Consider the following 16,081-nt stretch of genomic DNA (forward strand, 5'->3'; position numbering starts at 1 on the left):
CGCACAGGGGCAATACTGCCCCCATGAAAACAACCTCAGTATTCTGGCAACCGGCTCTGCAGGCCCCTGGCGAAATCGTCCGGGGGCTGGATGATATCTGGCAGGCCATTCAAATCATCCTGCGTACTCCTCGCGGCAGCGACCCGCATCGCCCGGAGTTCGGCAGCAATCTGCACCTTTATATCGACTGGCCTATTGACCGGGCTATTCCGCATGTGGTGCGCGAATCCGTCGATGCCATTCGCCGCTGGGAGCCTCGCTGCCAGCTTATGTCGGTTAAACCCGCCGTCGACGGCGAACATCTTACGCTCCGGGTGAGCTGGAAAGGCTCTGACGGACAACCCCGGACTCAGGAGTTGCTATGGCGCTGACAGAACCCGATTTTATTGAACGTGATGCTGACAAAATCACGGCTGAAATGATTGCACAGTACGAAGCCGCAACTGGCAAGACGCTATACCCCGCTCAGGCTGAGCGCCTGTTGATTGACCTGTGGGCATACCGCGAAATGCTGGTCAGGGTGGCGGCGCAGGAAGCGGCCAAACAGAATCTGGTCGCCTTTGCCCGTGAGCCGATGATTGATTACCTCGGTGAACTGGTTGGTGTATACCGACTGGCCGCGCAGCCTGCCACCACCACGCTCCAGTTCTCCGTGGATGAGGAACTGGCCATTGATGTGCTGATTCCGGCAGGTACCCGCGTCAGCGCTTCCGACAGCATTATTTTTGCAACCGATACGGACGTAGTGCTGAAAGCCGGATTGCTGCTTGTCAATGCCACGGCCACCTGTACCGAGCCGGGAGCCGCAGGCAACGGCTGGCAGCCTGCGCAGGTCCGTCAGTTGCTCGATGAGATTGATAACGTCGACCTGCAGGTGACCAATATGGCGGCCAGTTCTGGCGGTTCTGAGCAGGAAGACAATGACAGGCTCCGCGAGCGTATCAAACTGGCCCCGGAATCATTCACCAACGCCGGAAGCCGTATGGCATACCGCTTTCATGCCATGCAGGCCCATCCCAATATTGTCGATGTTGCCGTGCTTTCCCCGGTTCCCGGCACTGTAGAACTGTATCCGCTGCTCAGCACCGGCTTGCCGGACGACAGCATCCTTACGCTTGTAGAGAGTTTATGCTCGGACGAAAAAGTCAGGCCGCTCACTGATACCGTGCGGGCTAAAACACCTGTGCAGGTGGATTACGCCATTGAAGCCAACATCACTATCTATCGTGACCAGGATGCTAACTCTATAAAGGACAACGCCAACAGCGCCATACAGAACTGGGTAGCGTCCCGTACCGCCACGCTGGGGCGCGATATTGTCCCCAGCCAGATTATCAGCGTGCTGTCCGTTGCCGGGGTCTACCAGGTCGAACTGGTGACACCGGTGCTGAAGGTGGTGGCAGAAAACGAATGGGCAAACTGCACGGCGATCACTCTTAACATGACCGGGGTGTCCGATGGCTGAGCCGCTACAACTCCCGCCGCCGCTTGAGGGTGATATCAGCCTCAGAACGCTGGGAAAACTGGCCGGGCGGCTGGATAACATCGACCTGAGCGTACTGATGGTCTATCTCGTCGATATCGTCGACAGTTCCGCGCTGCCATGGCTGGGCGAGCAGTTCTCGCTGTTTGGCGATGGCTGGGAGCTGGCGGAATCGGACGATGTACGCCGCATGCTTATCAAATCTGCTATCGAGCTGCACCGCTATAAAGGGACGCCGTGGTCAATCCGGGAAATTATCCGCCGTTTCGGCTTCGGCGAAGTGGATCTGATTGAAGGCACTGGCCAGATTGGCTACGACGGCAAACACACGTACAACGGGCTTTTCGTCCATGGCGATGCAGAAGCCTGGGCGGTCTATCGCGTCATCCTTCAGCAGCCCATTACTAACGATCAGGCAGCACTTTTACGCCAGACGCTCGCTGCCTTTGCTCCGGCCCGCTGCCATCTGGCGAGCCTTGAGTATCAGTCTGTCGCCATTCGCTACAACAACACCGTCAACTATGACGGTAGCTATAACCACGGGAGCAGTTAATTATGGCAAACCTACCTGAAACCCCGCAGTGGGAAGAAGGCATCTACCAGATTGAGGTCTCTGACCCCGTTCTGGGTGGGCCTGACGGAATTTCTAACCGTCAGGGTAAACAACTGGCCAGCCGCACGCTGTACCTGAAGCAACAGGTTGAAAAAGGCGGTTCTGATCTTGCGAAACACATCGCGGCAGCAGACCCGCATACCCAGTACGCACCGAAAGCCAGCCCGACATTCACCGGCACGCCAACAGCGCCCACGCCTGCAAATAGCGATAACAGCAAGAAGCTGGCGACGACTGAGTTTGTGGCCAAAGCACTTGCAGCGCTTGCAGGCAGCGCCCCTGAGACGCTGGATACGCTTAAAGAGCTGGCGGATGCCCTCGGTAACGATCCGAATTTTGCGACCACGGTGCTTAACAAACTGGCGGAGAAGCTGGCCAAAGACCAGAACGGCGCAGATATTCCTGACCCGGCGCTCTTTGTCAAAAACCTTGGTTTGGGAGATGCGAGCGGATACGTTGGTAGGCTGCTAAAAATACAGGTATTCACTGCCAGCGGGACAGTGACAAAAACGCCAGGCGCAAAAAAATGGCGAATTAAATGTCTCGGTGGGGGGGGCGGCAGTTCAGCTGCACCGGCAACGGGTAGTAACGAGGTTTCCGTGAGTAACGGGGGCGGCGCAGGGGCATATGCTGAGGGCATTTATGACGTATCGTCAATAACAACGGCGTCAGTCGTCATCGGTTCAGGCGGTGCAGGAGGAACGGCGGATTCAATATACGGCGCTGACGGCGGAGCTAGCTCAGTTGGTTCGTTTATTTCATCGCCCGGCGGGAAAGTTGGATTACCCGCCGGCCCGGCAAACCCACCATTTCAGCCCGTGGCCAATACTAACAGCGATGGCCCGACTGGGTGGAATATTGTCGGCTCATCTGGAGCAGGGGCAGAACCAGCCGTAGCTGTTACATATAGCTATGCCGCTGGCTCGCGTGGTTCAAATAGTATATTTGGGGTAGGCGGATCGATTCCTGCAATTAATGACCCGGCAAATCCCGGTGGGGGCTATGGTTCTGGAGCATCCGGCTGTTCGAATGGCTCATCCCAACCAGCTAAATCAGGCGCAGCGGGACGCCCGGGAATCGTAATCATTGAGGAGCTGGCATAATGAGTAATTATGCGCTAGTTAAAAATGGCGTCGTTGAAAATGTTGTTGTATGGGATGGCACTGGAGACATTTTCGATGATTATATTACTGTGAATATTGACGACATATCGGCTGGTATCGACTGGACATATGACGGAGAGGCATTTGCCCCTCCGCCAGAAATTACTCCGCAGGAGGCGTAGGCCATTCAATATCTGGCGCACCGGAAGTATCGACCAGCTCCAGTGCGTCCAGATAATCCAGCCACAAATTATATTGCACCAGTTCCTCACCTTTCAGGCGACCAATCGCCGCTTTACCAGGCCATTGCTTACTGTTTATGTATTCGTTGACCTGATTAATCAATTGCTGCTTTTTCAGTTCGGCTGCGGCAATTTGTTCCTCATGAGTTGGCGGTGGAATATCAATCCATGCAGGCATTCCGTCGATGACACCTCTGTATTTTCCTTCTGGTGCTTCCTTCATAAATTCGGCAGCAACAGTGTCGTCAATTTCGATTCCATCATCGGGCCATTCGCCGGATTCCTGATAAGCGATTTTAAGCTCCACAGGGAAAAACGCATTTTTATCGGCACTGAAAATATATTTCTGCATTTCTACCGTCCTATCGAAATATAACTGAATCTGTATTGCTGTGAGATATCACTGGTTGCCACACGCCACGCTGAATTACTGATATGTTCAAAATTTACAGACAAAACCTGCGGGGCAGGAATCGACGGGTCTGACTGAACGGCATCAGACATAACACTGACTGAAACCATCGGCTGATTAGGGAATGGTATAGGGAAGTGTCCACTGATAAAGCGGGTCGTGTTTCCTGCAAAAGTGCCAAACTGAACAATATATCCACCTGGTAGCCTGAACCATCCCGAACCAGAAGCGAATGCTCCCATATCCGGTATCTGATTATCTCCTGTGCCCACATCCCTTTTCGCCGCTTCTCCCAAACCAAGGTTTTTGGAAAAGCAGTTACACATAGTGAAATCTGTAAAAATCCTCCCACCGCGACATAGAGGAGGAGAATTGATGGCCGTCATTGGTTATATCCGCGTATCAACAATCGACCAGAACAGCGATTTACAGCGTAATGCACTCATAAGTGCAAACTGTGACCGCATTTTTGAAGACCGTATGAGTGGAAAAGTTGCCAGCCGTCCCGGTCTGAAACGCGCTTTAAAGTGCGTTAATAGCGGAGACACCCTGGTCGTGTGGAAACTGGACAGGCTGGGGCGCAGCGTTAAGAACCTGATCGCACTGATATCAGAGTTACATGAACGCGGTGCCCACTTCCGCTCTTTAACAGACAGTATTGATACCAGCACTTCCATGGGGCGCTTCTTTTTCCACGTGATGTCGGCACTGGCGGAGATGGAACGCGAGCTAATCGTCGAACGAACAGTGGCCGGGCTGGCAGCAGCCAGAGCACAAGGACGCGTAGGTGGAAGGCCCAACGCATTAAAACTGCATGAACGAGAGCAGATTGGGCGGCTATTGGCGAAGGGGCACACCCGCCAGCAGTTGGCCATTATCTATGGTGTAGGGTTATCGACGCTTTACCGATACTTTCCGGTGGATGGTCAGAGGAAGGATAACGCAGTAGGAATGTAATTCTTTTGCGAATATTGAAACGCCGCAGCGATGCCATTTATCTCACGGAAATGGGCGCATTTATCGCGCGGCGCATCATCATGGGTATGGGACAGAAACCGCTCCAGCTCGTCATCGTGCTCCACCAGCATCATCAGATGATGGTGATAGGCCAGCCGGAGGCCATAGTCGCGCAGCAGCAGGTCGGCAAAGGTATTTAGCTTGTGGCAATACGCCGCCAGGCTGACACGGCTTAACGGCGGCGAGAGTGAAATAGGCTCATCAAGCGGGGTTTCACCCGGCAGTTGCCCGCACTCGCCGTAAACCATCACCCTCGCGCCGAGCTGCCGGAGGAGTTGCGCGTGCTCCCGCACCGCCTCCAGCTCCGCTTCCACGCTGCGGTCGGCCAGCAAGCCGCTGTACCAGCCGGACGCCAGGCGCAGGTCGGCCGCCGCCAGCAGCGGGCCCAGCTTCTCTGCCTGGCGGGGAAATTTCCGTCCTAATTCAATGCCCTGATAGCCCGCCTCCCGCGCCTCGCGCAGGCAGGTATCCAGGGGAATATCACCGCCTAAATCTTCCAGCACATCGTTAGTCCAGCACAGGGGGCTTACGCCCCACTGCAGATGCTCTGTCGCCATCTTGTTCTCCTTTCCACTCTGTGGTCTTGTCTGGCGTCACTATAAGCAGGCGACGACCGACGATGAAAACGGAGAAATGATGGAAATCCATCATTACGCTGGCGGTATATTCGCTATTTCAGGTAACCCTGAAAAATAAATGGAAATAATGCTTGCCGCCGGCTTATTTTGCGGATAAAAATTACTGGCTTAATAACCCGCTTTCGAGGTTATCCCTTTCATTCGAAATATGATGATAGCAATATGAAAAAAACTCAACACCGCACCGGCGCGGGCTTTTGCCGTGCACCCAGGCCAGGCCTGCTGTTATTTGCCTGAATGACAAATAACCACTTTTAAAACATCAAATAATTAACATTCTCTCTGCAATAATATGACAAGCAGCGGGAAGGTCGGCCTGTAAAATAAGCATTCGGCCTTGATGTTTTACCAATAAATAACCCTTCAGCGTCCTGTTTATTATTTTCAGGAAGGGCTGAGGTTATTTTATTATGACGCCAACGGGAGAATACAACGATGTATATCACTCTCTTTGACCCTGCACGCCGCTATCGCGATGAGAAACAAGAAGATGAATAAGACCTGGCTTTTCACCACCCTGACCCTGACGCTGATCGCCGCCGCGCCGGCCCATGCCATTAGCGCGAAATACCGGGAACAGCTTGAACGTTCCGGCTGCACGCAGATGACCGACGGGACCACCTGCGATATTCATAAATCCAAAGCTGAGAATGCCGCCGCCGCGCAGCACGCCAGCAGCGGCTTCGGCCCTTGGGTGGGCACCTGGTATGTTTATACGGAGTATGGCAATAAAATTGATGAGATTGTCGTCACCGCTAAAACGGTGAAAACCCGCGGCCATCTGGTTGAGGACGCGAAAGCCAGCCAGGGCAAATTGACCTTCCGGGTGCAAAACTCAGCGTTTACCCTCAACGACGCCTTTAACGGCGTCTGGAAAAACGGCAGCCAGCGCGGCACGTTGCAAAAAGTATTGTAATCGCATCGCCCCTGCCGGCCGGCGGGGGCGGAAAGCCGGGTGCGCTAAGGCTTAAAATCCAGTAGCGGATGGTTAAAGATCTGGTAGACCCCTTCGCTGGCAAAAGGCGGGAAGGTTGTGCGCAGTACCGCATCGCTCACTACCGCGCAGAACGCCGGATCGCCCCCCTCCTGCTGCAGTCCGGTCAGTTTTGCACTGCGGTTAAGCGACAGCCGCACGGAGCATATTTTCCCCTGGTAGCGCGCGCTGTTGGGCAATTGAACCATAACCGCCTCTCTGAGCGCGAAGGCGTAGCGCATCAGTTGCTCCTGCGTGGCTTTGCCCGGCGGCAGTGGGTGCGTATCCGGGGCCGCGGCCCGCTGCTGCATCTGGCGGATCAGTTCCTCCTGCGTCGGATGCTTCTCCTTCGCTGCCTGGCAGCCGCTCAGCAGGCTAATAGCCGCCGCGGTCATGAGGGCAATACCGAATTTGCTCATAGCGTCTCCTTGCGAAATGGCCCCTATTGTCGCGCGTCTGGCCACGGCAAAACATCCCGATAAATAGCGGTTAGCGGTTCATAAAGCAGGGAAAACGACAGGAAGGAAATAATGCACACAGGCCCTCCCGGCGCAGGCCGGGAGAGCGTGTAACGGATTACTTCTGCGGACGCATGGCCGGGAAGAGGATCACGTCGCGGATAGTATGGCTGTTGGTAAACAGCATCACCATGCGGTCGATACCGATACCCAGACCGGCGGTCGGCGGCAGGCCGTACTCGAGGGCGGTCACGTAGTCTTCGTCGTAGAACATCGCTTCGTCATCGCCCGCCGCTTTGGCGTTCACCTGATCCTGGAAGCGCTGCGCCTGGTCTTCGGCATCGTTCAGCTCGCTGAAACCGTTACCGATTTCGCGGCCGCCGATGAAGAATTCGAAGCGGTCAGTGATTTCCGGGTTGACGTCGTTGCGGCGCGCCAGCGGGGAAACTTCCGCCGGGTATTCGGTGATAAAGGTTGGCTGGATCAGGTGTGCTTCCGCCACTTCATCGAAGATTTCGGTGACGATACGCCCCAGACCCCAGCTTTTCTCTACCTGAATACCGAGAGATTCCGCCAGCGCTTTCGCTGCGTCGAAGTTATCCAGATCCGCCATGTTGGTTTCCGGACGGTGTTTCTTGATCGCTTCGCGCATGGTCAGTTTTTCAAACGGCTTGCCAAAGTCAAACACCTGGTCGCCATACGGCACTTCGGTTTTGCCCAGCACCGTCTGCGCCAGGGTGCGGAACAGCGACTCGGTCAGTTCGATCAGGTCTTTGTAATCCGCATACGCCATATACAGTTCCATCATGGTGAACTCTGGGTTATGGCGTACGGAGATCCCTTCATTACGGAAGTTACGGTTGATTTCAAACACGCGTTCGAAACCGCCGACCACCAGACGTTTCAGATACAGTTCCGGCGCGATGCGCAGGTACATATCCAGATCCAGGGCGTTGTGATGGGTGATAAACGGACGGGCGGACGCGCCGCCAGGGATCACCTGCATCATCGGGGTTTCCACTTCCATAAAGCCGCGGGCCACCATGAACTGACGCATGGTGGCGAGGATCTGCGAACGGATACGGAACGTATGACGCGACTCTTCGTTGGCGATCAGATCCAGATAACGCTGGCGATAGCGGACCTCCTGATCCTGCAGGCCGTGGAATTTATCCGGCAGCGGGCGCAGGGCTTTGGTCAGCAAACGCAGCTCGGTGCAGTGGATCGAGAGTTCGCCGGTTTGCGTTTTGAACAGTTTGCCGCGGGCGGCGATGATGTCGCCGAGGTCCCATTTTTTAAACTGTTCGTTGTAGACGCCTTCCGGCAGATCATCGCGCGCGACGTACAGCTGAATGCGGCCGCCGACGTCCTGGAGGGTGACGAAGGAGGCTTTGCCCATCACGCGGCGGGTCATCATCCGGCCGGCCACCGCAACCTCAACGTTCAGGGAAGCGAGTTCATCGTTGTCCTTCGCATCGAATTCAGCGTGCAATTGGTCAGAGGTGTGATCGCGACGGAAGTCGTTGGGGAAGGCTACGCCCTGCTCACGCAGCGCAGCCAGTTTTTCGCGACGAGTTTTCAGTTCATTATTAAGGTCAATGGCCTCATCGGCACCTTGTGCTTGTTGTTCAGACATATGGATTCCTCATAACCTTGCTTTCAAACTAGCTTCGATAAATTGAACCAGGTCACCCTTCCGCGCGGCCTGCTCCCGGCCTGACGCCGAAGAACAAGAGTAACGACTCTGGCTTCACTTCAAGCTGATCTCACTCAGCTATGCCTTCACTAACGGTATTTTTTATCGTTGGCTTCCGCGCCTGCCAGAATATCCTCCTCCTGTTCACTACGCTGTGCAAGGAGCGACTTCGCGCTCCGCTGTTGATGTCATGCCCCCGGTCGCGCTGCGCTTACCGGGGCGACGAATCGCGGCCCGGATAAAGCGTTTACGCCACCAGCCGGGACGAGCGTCAGGCGCCGCCGCCGGGAACTTCACCGGCAGCCGCACGGCGTTTGCCGACGCTACAGGCCGCGGCAAAGGCGATAATGACCATCACCGCCACGCAGCCGAGGGTCCATTCGCCCATCTGCGAGAAGAAATGCTGATAGGCGGCAATCGCCGTGTCGCTGATTTGCGATTCGGTGGTTTGTTGGGCGACCACGCCCGCCAGCCAGTTGGCCACCGCGCCGGTGGCCAGCATATAAATGCCGGTTAATACGCCGGTGACGCCGGGCATGTTCAGACGGGTGATTTGCGCCATCGCCACCGGGTCGATAAACAGTTCGGCAAAGCCCATCATCGCCAGCCCGGCGACCATCATGCCCATCGAGGCCTGGCCGTCAGCGGCGCCGTGGCGGGCATTGAGCGCCAGCAGCATAAAGCCGCCGCCCATCAGCAGCAGGCCGAAGGCGAATTTCAGCCAGACACGCAGCACCGAACGCACGCTGCCTTCCGGGCGCATCAGCCACGCCAGCACCACGCCAGCCGCCATCACCGCCACCGCGTTAACCGACTGGAACAGCGCGGTCGGCACGTCCCAGTTCAGCAGGCGACGATTGACGAAGTGGTCGATAAACAGGCTAATTGAGCTGCCGCCCTGCTGCGCCAGCACCCAGAACAGCGTTCCGGCGAGCATCAGCAGGACGATCTGCCACAGCGCGCGACGATGCTCCGGGGCTTTGATCATGATCCGCGCCACCATCTGGGCGGCGAACAGGCAGACGATCGCCAGCAGATAGCCGGACCAGTTGTTTTGCAGGAGCAGCGTGAAGAACACCGGCGCCAGGCACAGCATCACCAGCAGCCAGCCCCAGGTCGGCAGTACGAATTTCACTGCCCGCAGCGCCGGTTTATCGACGCCGCGGGTATGCCGGAAATGGCGACTGCCGCTTAAGAAAATCATCAGGCCGATAAACATACCGATCCCCGCCAGGGCGAAGCCGATATGCCAGCCGTACCACTGCGCCGCCAGTCCGCAGGCGATGGGCGCGGCGATCGACCCGACGTTGCCGGCGGCGTACAGCAGCGAGAAACCGCCGTCGCGACGCGGGTCGTCGTGAGCGTACAGTTCGCCGAGCAGGCAGCTGATATTGGATTTGAACAGGCCGTAGCCGCAGATGATGATCGCCAGCGCGACGTACAGACTCCATGCGGAGGTCGACTCGACGCCCAGCACCACGTGGCCGAGGGTCATTAACAGCGCCCCGGCAATCACCGCCGTGCGGTTGCCGAGCAGGCGGTCGGCAAGCCAGCCGCCGAGAATAGGGGTAACGTAAACTAAAGATGCGTAGGCGCTGAACAGACTGATGGCGTGGCTGTCGTCAAAGCCAAGCTGGTGGGTGAGGTAAAGGATGAGTAAGGCGCGCATGCCGTAAAAGCTGAAGTACTCCCAGATCTGGATCGCTACGATGTAGTAAATCGCGCGCGGCTGTGAGGGTGTTTTCATAGGTTCTCCTTGCAGCGTGAAAAAAGGGAAGTGGCAAGCCACTTCCCTGGTGTGCGTCTATTACTTGTTGTTTTCTTCTTTCAGCACTTTAACGGTGTAACGACCATCCGCCTGACGGTATGCCCCGTGGATATCGGTTTCGAAGCCCGGGTAGTGGGCGCCGATTTCGCACAGCATCTGCAGGAACTCCAGTACCGGGCGGCTTTCTTCGGTGATCATTTCACCCGGCATGACCAGCGGAACTCCCGGAGGATACGGCAGGATCATGTTGGCGTTGACACGGCCGACCATCTCTTCGAGGTAAACCTCTTCCGTCTGACCGTGCAGCTCTTTCTGGAACGCGGCATACGGGGTCATCACCATGGATGGCAGCACTTCAAACGCGCGGAACATCAGGTCCGGCAGGTTGTGATGCTCAACCAGTTTGTGAATGTTCTGCGCCAGGTCCTGAATACGCATGTTTTCATAGAATTCAGGATCTTCACGGTACAGCGACGGCAGCATGTTTTTCACCCGCAGGTTCAGGTCGAACGCGCGTTTGAAGTCGGTCAGCGCACGCAGCAGGCTCAGCGCTTTGGTTTTGTCGATACCGATGCTGAACAGGAACAGCAGGTTGTACGGACCGGTTTTCTCTACCACGATGCCGTGTTCGTCGAGATATTTCGCCACGATGCTTGCCGGAATCCCGAAGTCATCCATGGTGCCGTCTTTCTTCATCCCCGGCGTCAGCAGCGTGACTTTGATCGGGTCGAGGTACATGTGCTCGTTATCGATGTTTTTGAAACCGTGCCATGCGCTGTCGGAACGCAGCGGCCAGCATTCAGCGCCATCGATATGTTCCGGCTGCCATACATCGAAGAACCAGCCGTCAGACTCGCCTTTCAGGCGTTTGATCTCTTTACGGAACTTGATGGAACGTTCGATAGAGCCGTCGATCAGGCGCTTACCGGCGTTGCCTTTCATCATTGCTGCCGCGGTTTCGGTGGAGGCCACGATCCCGTAGTGCGGGGAAGTGGTGGTGTGCATCATGTAGGCTTCGTTGAAGGTCTCTTCATTTACGTCGCCTTTCACGTGGATCATCGACGCCTGGGAGAACGCCGCCAGCAGTTTATGCGTGGACTGGGTTTCGTAGATCACTTTCCCTTCGACGCGGCCGCCGCTCATCCCGCATTTGCCTTCATAGATCGGCGAGAAGTTGGTGTAAGGCACCCATGCGGAGTCAAAGTGGATGGATTTCACATCCAGGGTTTTCTTGATGAAGTCAGTGTTATACAGCAGACCATCATAGGTTGAGTTGGTGATCACCGCGTGTACCGGCCAGGTCGCATTCGGGGTCTCTTTCACGCGCTTGGCGATAGTCGCGTGCTGGAACTCGCTCTGCGGGATGCCGCCGAGGATACCGTAGGCGTTACGGGTCGGACGGAAGTAGATCGGCGTAATGTCGCTCATCATCATCAGGTGAGTCAGCGATTTGTGGCAGTTACGGTCGATCAGCACGGTGCTACCGGCCGGCGCGGAGTACATGCCGACGATTTTGTTAGCGGTAGAAGTGCCGTTGGTGACCATGTAGCTGCGTTCTGCGTTAAAGACGCGAGCGATATACTCTTCCGCTTCTTTGTGCGGGCCGCTGTGGTCCAGCAGAGAACCCAGTTCAGAAACCGAAATGGAGATATCGGATTTCATGGTGTTCGGGCCAAAGAAATCATAGAAGATGCTGCCTACCGGGCTTTTCTGGAACGCGGTACCGCCCATGTGCCCTGGGGTGCAGAAGGTGTATTTGCCTTCACGGACATATTTGAACAGCGCTTTGGTCAGCGGCGGCAGAATGGTGTCGATATATTCGTCAGTGTTCTGTTTGATTTTGTTCGCGATATCTTCCGCGGCGCCCAGCGCATATTCGAAGAAGCGAACCTGCATGCGCAGATCGTTGAGGCTAACGTCCAGGGTAGAGTAGGTGTTAGCGAACGCGTACAGCGGCATGTACTCGTTCATTTTGCTGATTTCTTCGCACAGTTCGAGATTGTATTTATCCCAGTCGAAGATCACGCCGCACAGACGAGAGTTGTTTTCGATCAGTTTTAATAAGTCGTCACGGTCGTTCGGGTAGACAATACGGAAGTCCAGGCGTTCGAGAGCACGATGCAGTTCACGGATGGGTTCTTCTTTGAAGTAAACACCCATGTGATTCATGATTGCAATAACGTTCATAGTCAAATCTCCAGATGTAGAAAGCCCCTCCCGTCGCGTGATGACAGGTGATGGAAGGAGCCTCAGGAAAACGGGTTACTGATTAGTGCGCGTTAGCGGGGCTGTTGTTATCTGATGCGTTGTTCTGGCGCTGGTGCATTTTGCGACCGTAGAACATCAGGATAATCAGGCTAACGATGAAGGTGCCGGCCAGTTCGAAGGAGCTTGCGCCCATCAGCGCGATGAAGCAGAACACGCAACCCAGTACCGAACAAATCAGGCTAACAAAGTTACGGATGTTGATGCCTTCGAAACGAATCAGGTCAACACAGGAGTAGAAGTAAGGCAGCATGGTCAGCAGTACCGCGATACCGGTCAGTTCGCCGAACAGGTCAGAGGCTTTACCACCGGCGGAGTTCATCAGGGTAATCAGCACCATCAGCGCGGTCATTTTCACTGCGGCCAGCAGCAGGCCTTTTTTCGGGATACCGTTGCTATCAACTTCGCCATACACTTTCGGGAAGTTGCCGTCGTTGGCGGCACGTACACCGGCCTGGCCAACCAGCATCATCCACGAGCCCAGAGAAGTCAGGCAAGCGAAGGCGGTGAAAGCGGATACCATCGGCGCAGCCCAGCCGCCGAGGATGGTAGAGGCGCTAATCGCGAACGGCGCACCGGATGCAGCCATCTGAGAAGCAGGATACATCCCGGCGATAACCTGAGTCGCGGCGATATAGACGATACCGGCCATCGCAGTACCCAGCATGGTTGCCAGCGGTACGGTACGTTTCGGGTTTTTCACCATCCCGGTACTCACGGCAGCGGATTCTACGCCAACGAAGGCCCACAGGCAGAGCAGGATACTTTTGATGACCGCGTGGCTATCGGTGGTGCTGGAGGTGTTCCAGTTCGCCTGATAGGTAGCGACATCAAACCAGTGCCAGCCGACAACCGCAGTCATGACTACCGGAATAAGCACCAGTACCAGACCAATGGTGGTCAGACGGCTGACCCAGGTCCCGCCGAGCATATTAACGAAAGTAAAGATCCACACGATGGCAATACAGGCAATACCTGCTGGCACTGGGTTATTTAAAATTGGGAAGAACGTAGAGAGATAAGAAACGGCGGTAATCCCGATGGCCAGGTTACCAATCCAGTTTGCATGATAATAAAGGACACCAGTCTGGAAACCGAATGCCGGAGATATTTCCCCAGCGTAGGCAATAGGGCCGCCCTGCTGCGGGTTTTTAGTCGCCAGTCGGGCATAAACATAAGCCAGCGACATTGCACCAATAATTGAAATTACCCAGCCCCAAATGGCAATACCACCGATGCTGGCCAGGTTCGCAGGTAATAATGCAATACCGCTCCCCATCATATTACCGGCGACGACACCGGTACAGGCAAATAGCCCGATCTTCTTGGCAGAACTCATGGTTGTTTTTCTCCTAAGTTTATTTGGGAGGTACAGATCATGATACAGAACCATTAATTGACCCGACCAACTGCCAACAAGATTACTGATTTGTACGAGATAAGCCCTAAAGATAAAGTGAAATAACAACAAACATCAGACAAATGATATTTTGACCTTTTTCGCTTAACATATAAACATGACAGCAGGGTATCAGAAAAAGATAAACATCGTTTAATTACATGGAGTTAGATGAAGGCGTGAGTGTTACTGAAGTGTTATTTAAAGCCTCCTGAATGCTAAATACAAATAACAACAGGAGACTTCATGAGAAACATAAATTTAACCTCATCATGCCCAAAACCTTGCGCATGATGAGGGTTTACTTATTCTGAAGAGAGAAAATTGTCGAGATACGGTACCACCCGATTAACTGACGTCTGGAAAACACCGTTTTCAATCCAGTACAGGGTATCTTCGCCAGGACGTAAATTAAACGCAGTGATGTAAGAATCGGCAGCCAGTCGGTTCTCTCCTTTCATCTCATAGACTTTGCCTAACAGCACATAATTCAGCCACGACATCTCTAAATCAATCGCGCTGTTAATCGCGGTATTCGCTTCATCGACTTTACCCCTACCCAACGAATCCACCGCTTTTATTTGATAATAAATCGCCATGTCTTTAATACCCGGCATCTCCCCTACCCGCTCAACTTCACTGTAGAGGGCCGCCAGCTGTTTATCGTCCAGCGGCTGTTGCGAATGGCGTAATACATCCACCAGCGTTTTTTCGGCATAGGCGTAAATAAAATCCGGCGCCCGCTTAATCACATCATCCAGCAGGCTACTGGCTTTACTTAATGAATCGACATCGCCCTTCATTAACAGCTGGTGCGACTGGTAGAAATAGGTTAACGCCACGCTCTGCGAAGGCTGATATTGCCTGAGCATCGCCTGCATCCGCGCCGGCCACGGCTGCGCCAGGGCATCCGACAGGCTGTTCATCAGATCGTTCTGGATGGTGAGCTGGTTATCGTTGGTCACAAAGTAGCGTTTATCCAGCATCGTCGAGCTGTCGGCATTGTCCACCAGCTGGACCGACATAAAGCACTGCTGCGCCCGATAGTGGCGCTGATTGACGAACTCGATGGTCAGCGTTTTCCCGGAGCTGCTCGGCTCATTGATGTTGTAGTCCGTTTTGTCATGCACCATAAAGGTCGAGAAGGTGTTCAGCGAGGTGGTGATCAGGCTGGCCAGCCCAACGGCGTAGGAGTGCTGCGACGACCAGTTGGCGCAGGAATTACCATTCACCAGGTGGATATCGATATCGCGCGGATTGAGCAGCAGGCGCGCCTTGTTGACCGGCGGCCGCGACTCCATGCTCGACAGCGCCACCAGCGCCACGCAGGTGCCCAGCGCCAACAGGAACAGCCCCCACACCAGGGCGGTGGTGAGGCGTTTGCGGGCTGACGGCGCGCTGGCGACAGCGGGCGCCGCCGCCGGCGCTGTCACCGGCGCGGTAAGATCGGCGGTGGAGTCGGGGGCTTCTGGCGGCCCGCCGGCAGCCGGTGGCGCGGGGATCGCGGTCGACGGCGCAGCCGCCTGCGTCTCCCCCTGCGGGGCGAGTTCCTCTCCCTCTTCGGTGCACCAGATCACCGGCACCGTGAGTTTATACCCCCGTTTGGGTACCGTCGCGATGTACTCAAGGCTCACGTCGTCGCCGTCTTTGAGCGACTTGCGCAGTTCAGAAATACTCTGCGTGACGACGTGGCTGGTCACAACGTTCCGGGTCCAGACGTTTTCGATAAGCTCGTCCCGGCTTAGCACTTCCCCCGGATGACGGGCAAAAAAGACCAGAAGATCGATTAAACGCGGTTCAAGGGTAAGCTGGCGCCCCTTCCTGCTGATTTGGTTTACAGAGGGGGTTACCAGCCATTCACCGACGCGAACAACAGGTTGTAGCATACAAAAAGCCCCAGACAAAAAGGGAAAGGCGCGATGATAACACATTTGTCCTACCTATTTTTGCCAGGGGTCACTCCCTCAGGCATTAGGTCGGAATCCGCTTTTTAGTGATGAAAAAAGCAATATTT

15 protein-coding genes and 1 pseudogene are annotated in these 16,081 nt (G+C 55.2%); 7 read left to right on the forward strand and 9 right to left on the reverse strand.

Annotated features, from left to right (window positions below; all coding sequences use genetic code 11):
* Positions 1-23: 23 nt before the first annotated feature.
* The 5 genes from B8P98_RS20965 to B8P98_RS20985 are packed head-to-tail and all read left to right on the forward strand — an operon-like array spanning position 24 to position 3,381.
* Complete coding sequence (locus B8P98_RS20965) at positions 24-371, forward strand: GPW/gp25 family protein (RefSeq protein WP_000859115.1); 348 nt, start codon at positions 24-26, stop codon at positions 369-371.
* On the forward strand, positions 362-1,465 hold the full coding sequence (locus B8P98_RS20970; protein ID WP_032195637.1) for a baseplate assembly protein: 1,104 nt from the start codon (positions 362-364) through the stop codon (positions 1,463-1,465). Before B8P98_RS20965 ends, B8P98_RS20970 begins: the two co-directional genes overlap by 10 nt.
* Complete coding sequence (locus tag B8P98_RS20975; protein WP_006687313.1) at positions 1,458-2,036, forward strand: phage tail protein I; 579 nt, start codon at positions 1,458-1,460, stop codon at positions 2,034-2,036. Before B8P98_RS20970 ends, B8P98_RS20975 begins: the two co-directional genes overlap by 8 nt.
* A gap of 2 nt (positions 2,037-2,038) precedes the next feature.
* Positions 2,039-3,199 (forward strand): glycine-rich domain-containing protein, encoded by a 1,161-nt coding sequence (locus B8P98_RS31935; RefSeq protein ID WP_323807387.1) that lies wholly within the window; start codon positions 2,039-2,041, stop codon positions 3,197-3,199.
* Complete coding sequence (locus tag B8P98_RS20985; protein ID WP_050485498.1) at positions 3,199-3,381, forward strand: hypothetical protein; 183 nt, start codon at positions 3,199-3,201, stop codon at positions 3,379-3,381. The genes B8P98_RS31935 and B8P98_RS20985 overlap by 1 nt, the downstream gene beginning before the upstream one ends.
* On the opposite strand, the gene B8P98_RS20990 is transcribed toward B8P98_RS20985, so the two are convergent.
* Together B8P98_RS20990 and B8P98_RS20995 are read right to left on the reverse strand one after the other, a co-directional pair.
* A complete protein-coding gene (locus B8P98_RS20990; RefSeq protein ID WP_032195635.1) occupies positions 3,362-3,793 on the reverse strand; it encodes a tail fiber assembly protein in 432 nt (143 codons plus the stop codon). The genes B8P98_RS20985 and B8P98_RS20990 overlap by 20 nt on opposite strands.
* Before the next feature lie 2 nt (positions 3,794-3,795).
* A complete protein-coding gene (locus tag B8P98_RS20995; RefSeq protein ID WP_032195634.1) occupies positions 3,796-4,239 on the reverse strand; it encodes a gp53-like domain-containing protein in 444 nt (147 codons plus the stop codon).
* Here B8P98_RS20995 and B8P98_RS21000 point away from each other — a divergent pair.
* On the forward strand, positions 4,229-4,810 hold the full coding sequence (locus B8P98_RS21000; protein WP_006686032.1) for a recombinase family protein: 582 nt from the start codon (positions 4,229-4,231) through the stop codon (positions 4,808-4,810). The genes B8P98_RS20995 and B8P98_RS21000 overlap by 11 nt on opposite strands.
* 74 nt (positions 4,811-4,884) lie before the next feature.
* Here B8P98_RS21000 and B8P98_RS21005 read toward each other — a convergent pair.
* Positions 4,885-5,427 (reverse strand): annotated as a pseudogene (locus B8P98_RS21005) (IolE/MocC family protein); the annotation flags it as partial.
* A gap of 571 nt (positions 5,428-5,998) precedes the next feature.
* Here B8P98_RS21005 and B8P98_RS21010 point away from each other — a divergent pair.
* Positions 5,999-6,424, forward strand: coding sequence for a hypothetical protein (locus B8P98_RS21010; protein WP_025714890.1), 426 nt, complete (start codon positions 5,999-6,001; stop codon positions 6,422-6,424).
* Between the two features lie 44 nt (positions 6,425-6,468).
* Here B8P98_RS21010 and B8P98_RS21015 read toward each other — a convergent pair whose 3' ends face one another.
* The 6 genes from B8P98_RS21015 to cadC form a co-directional block, all read right to left on the reverse strand.
* Entirely contained in the window at positions 6,469-6,900 is a 432-nt protein-coding gene (locus tag B8P98_RS21015) for a cell envelope integrity TolA C-terminal domain-containing protein (RefSeq protein ID WP_087806312.1), read from the reverse strand.
* A 157-nt stretch (positions 6,901-7,057) separates the two neighbouring features.
* Positions 7,058-8,575, reverse strand: coding sequence for a lysine--tRNA ligase (gene lysS / locus B8P98_RS21020; RefSeq protein WP_004202393.1), 1,518 nt, complete (start codon positions 8,573-8,575; stop codon positions 7,058-7,060).
* 331 nt (positions 8,576-8,906) lie between these two features.
* Positions 8,907-10,382 carry a dipeptide permease DtpD gene (gene dtpD / locus B8P98_RS21025; protein ID WP_025714892.1) on the reverse strand — a complete coding sequence of 492 codons (1,476 nt, stop codon included), beginning with the start codon at positions 10,380-10,382 and terminating at the stop codon, positions 8,907-8,909.
* 60 nt (positions 10,383-10,442) lie between these two features.
* Entirely contained in the window at positions 10,443-12,590 is a 2,148-nt protein-coding gene (gene cadA / locus B8P98_RS21030) for a lysine decarboxylase CadA (protein ID WP_061155471.1), read from the reverse strand.
* 82 nt (positions 12,591-12,672) lie between these two features.
* Positions 12,673-14,007, reverse strand: a complete 1,335-nt coding sequence (gene cadB / locus B8P98_RS21035; RefSeq protein WP_087806314.1) for a cadaverine/lysine antiporter — start codon at positions 14,005-14,007, stop codon at positions 12,673-12,675.
* 365 nt (positions 14,008-14,372) lie between these two features.
* Positions 14,373-15,953, reverse strand: a complete 1,581-nt coding sequence (cadC, locus tag B8P98_RS21040) for a lysine decarboxylation/transport transcriptional activator CadC (RefSeq protein WP_080924876.1) — start codon at positions 15,951-15,953, stop codon at positions 14,373-14,375.
* Between the last annotated feature and the right edge of the window lie 128 nt (positions 15,954-16,081).

This window comes from Klebsiella quasivariicola (genome assembly GCF_002269255.1).
Classification (GTDB): domain Bacteria; phylum Pseudomonadota; class Gammaproteobacteria; order Enterobacterales; family Enterobacteriaceae; genus Klebsiella; species Klebsiella quasivariicola.

Excerpts from the sequence above, each read along its gene's own strand:
- B8P98_RS20990 (WP_032195635.1), bottom strand. The coding sequence starts at position 3,793 with ATGCAGAAATATATTTTCAGTGCCGATAAAAATGCGTTTTTCCCTGTG.
- B8P98_RS31935 (WP_323807387.1), top strand. The coding sequence starts at position 2,039 with ATGGCAAACCTACCTGAAACCCCGCAGTGGGAAGAAGGCATCTACCAG.
- B8P98_RS20965 (WP_000859115.1), top strand. The coding sequence starts at position 24 with ATGAAAACAACCTCAGTATTCTGGCAACCGGCTCTGCAGGCCCCTGGC.
- B8P98_RS20985 (WP_050485498.1), top strand. The coding sequence starts at position 3,199 with ATGAGTAATTATGCGCTAGTTAAAAATGGCGTCGTTGAAAATGTTGTT.
- B8P98_RS21010 (WP_025714890.1), top strand. The coding sequence starts at position 5,999 with ATGAATAAGACCTGGCTTTTCACCACCCTGACCCTGACGCTGATCGCC.
- cadA (WP_061155471.1), bottom strand. The coding sequence starts at position 12,590 with ATGAACGTTATTGCAATCATGAATCACATGGGTGTTTACTTCAAAGAA.
- cadC (WP_080924876.1), bottom strand. The coding sequence starts at position 15,953 with ATGCTACAACCTGTTGTTCGCGTCGGTGAATGGCTGGTAACCCCCTCT.
- B8P98_RS20970 (WP_032195637.1), top strand. The coding sequence starts at position 362 with ATGGCGCTGACAGAACCCGATTTTATTGAACGTGATGCTGACAAAATC.
- B8P98_RS20975 (WP_006687313.1), top strand. The coding sequence starts at position 1,458 with ATGGCTGAGCCGCTACAACTCCCGCCGCCGCTTGAGGGTGATATCAGC.
- lysS (WP_004202393.1), bottom strand. The coding sequence starts at position 8,575 with ATGTCTGAACAACAAGCACAAGGTGCCGATGAGGCCATTGACCTTAAT.
- B8P98_RS21000 (WP_006686032.1), top strand. The coding sequence starts at position 4,229 with ATGGCCGTCATTGGTTATATCCGCGTATCAACAATCGACCAGAACAGC.
- cadB (WP_087806314.1), bottom strand. The coding sequence starts at position 14,007 with ATGAGTTCTGCCAAGAAGATCGGGCTATTTGCCTGTACCGGTGTCGTC.
- B8P98_RS21015 (WP_087806312.1), bottom strand. The coding sequence starts at position 6,900 with ATGAGCAAATTCGGTATTGCCCTCATGACCGCGGCGGCTATTAGCCTG.
- dtpD (WP_025714892.1), bottom strand. The coding sequence starts at position 10,382 with ATGAAAACACCCTCACAGCCGCGCGCGATTTACTACATCGTAGCGATC.
- B8P98_RS20995 (WP_032195634.1), bottom strand. The coding sequence starts at position 4,239 with ATGACGGCCATCAATTCTCCTCCTCTATGTCGCGGTGGGAGGATTTTT.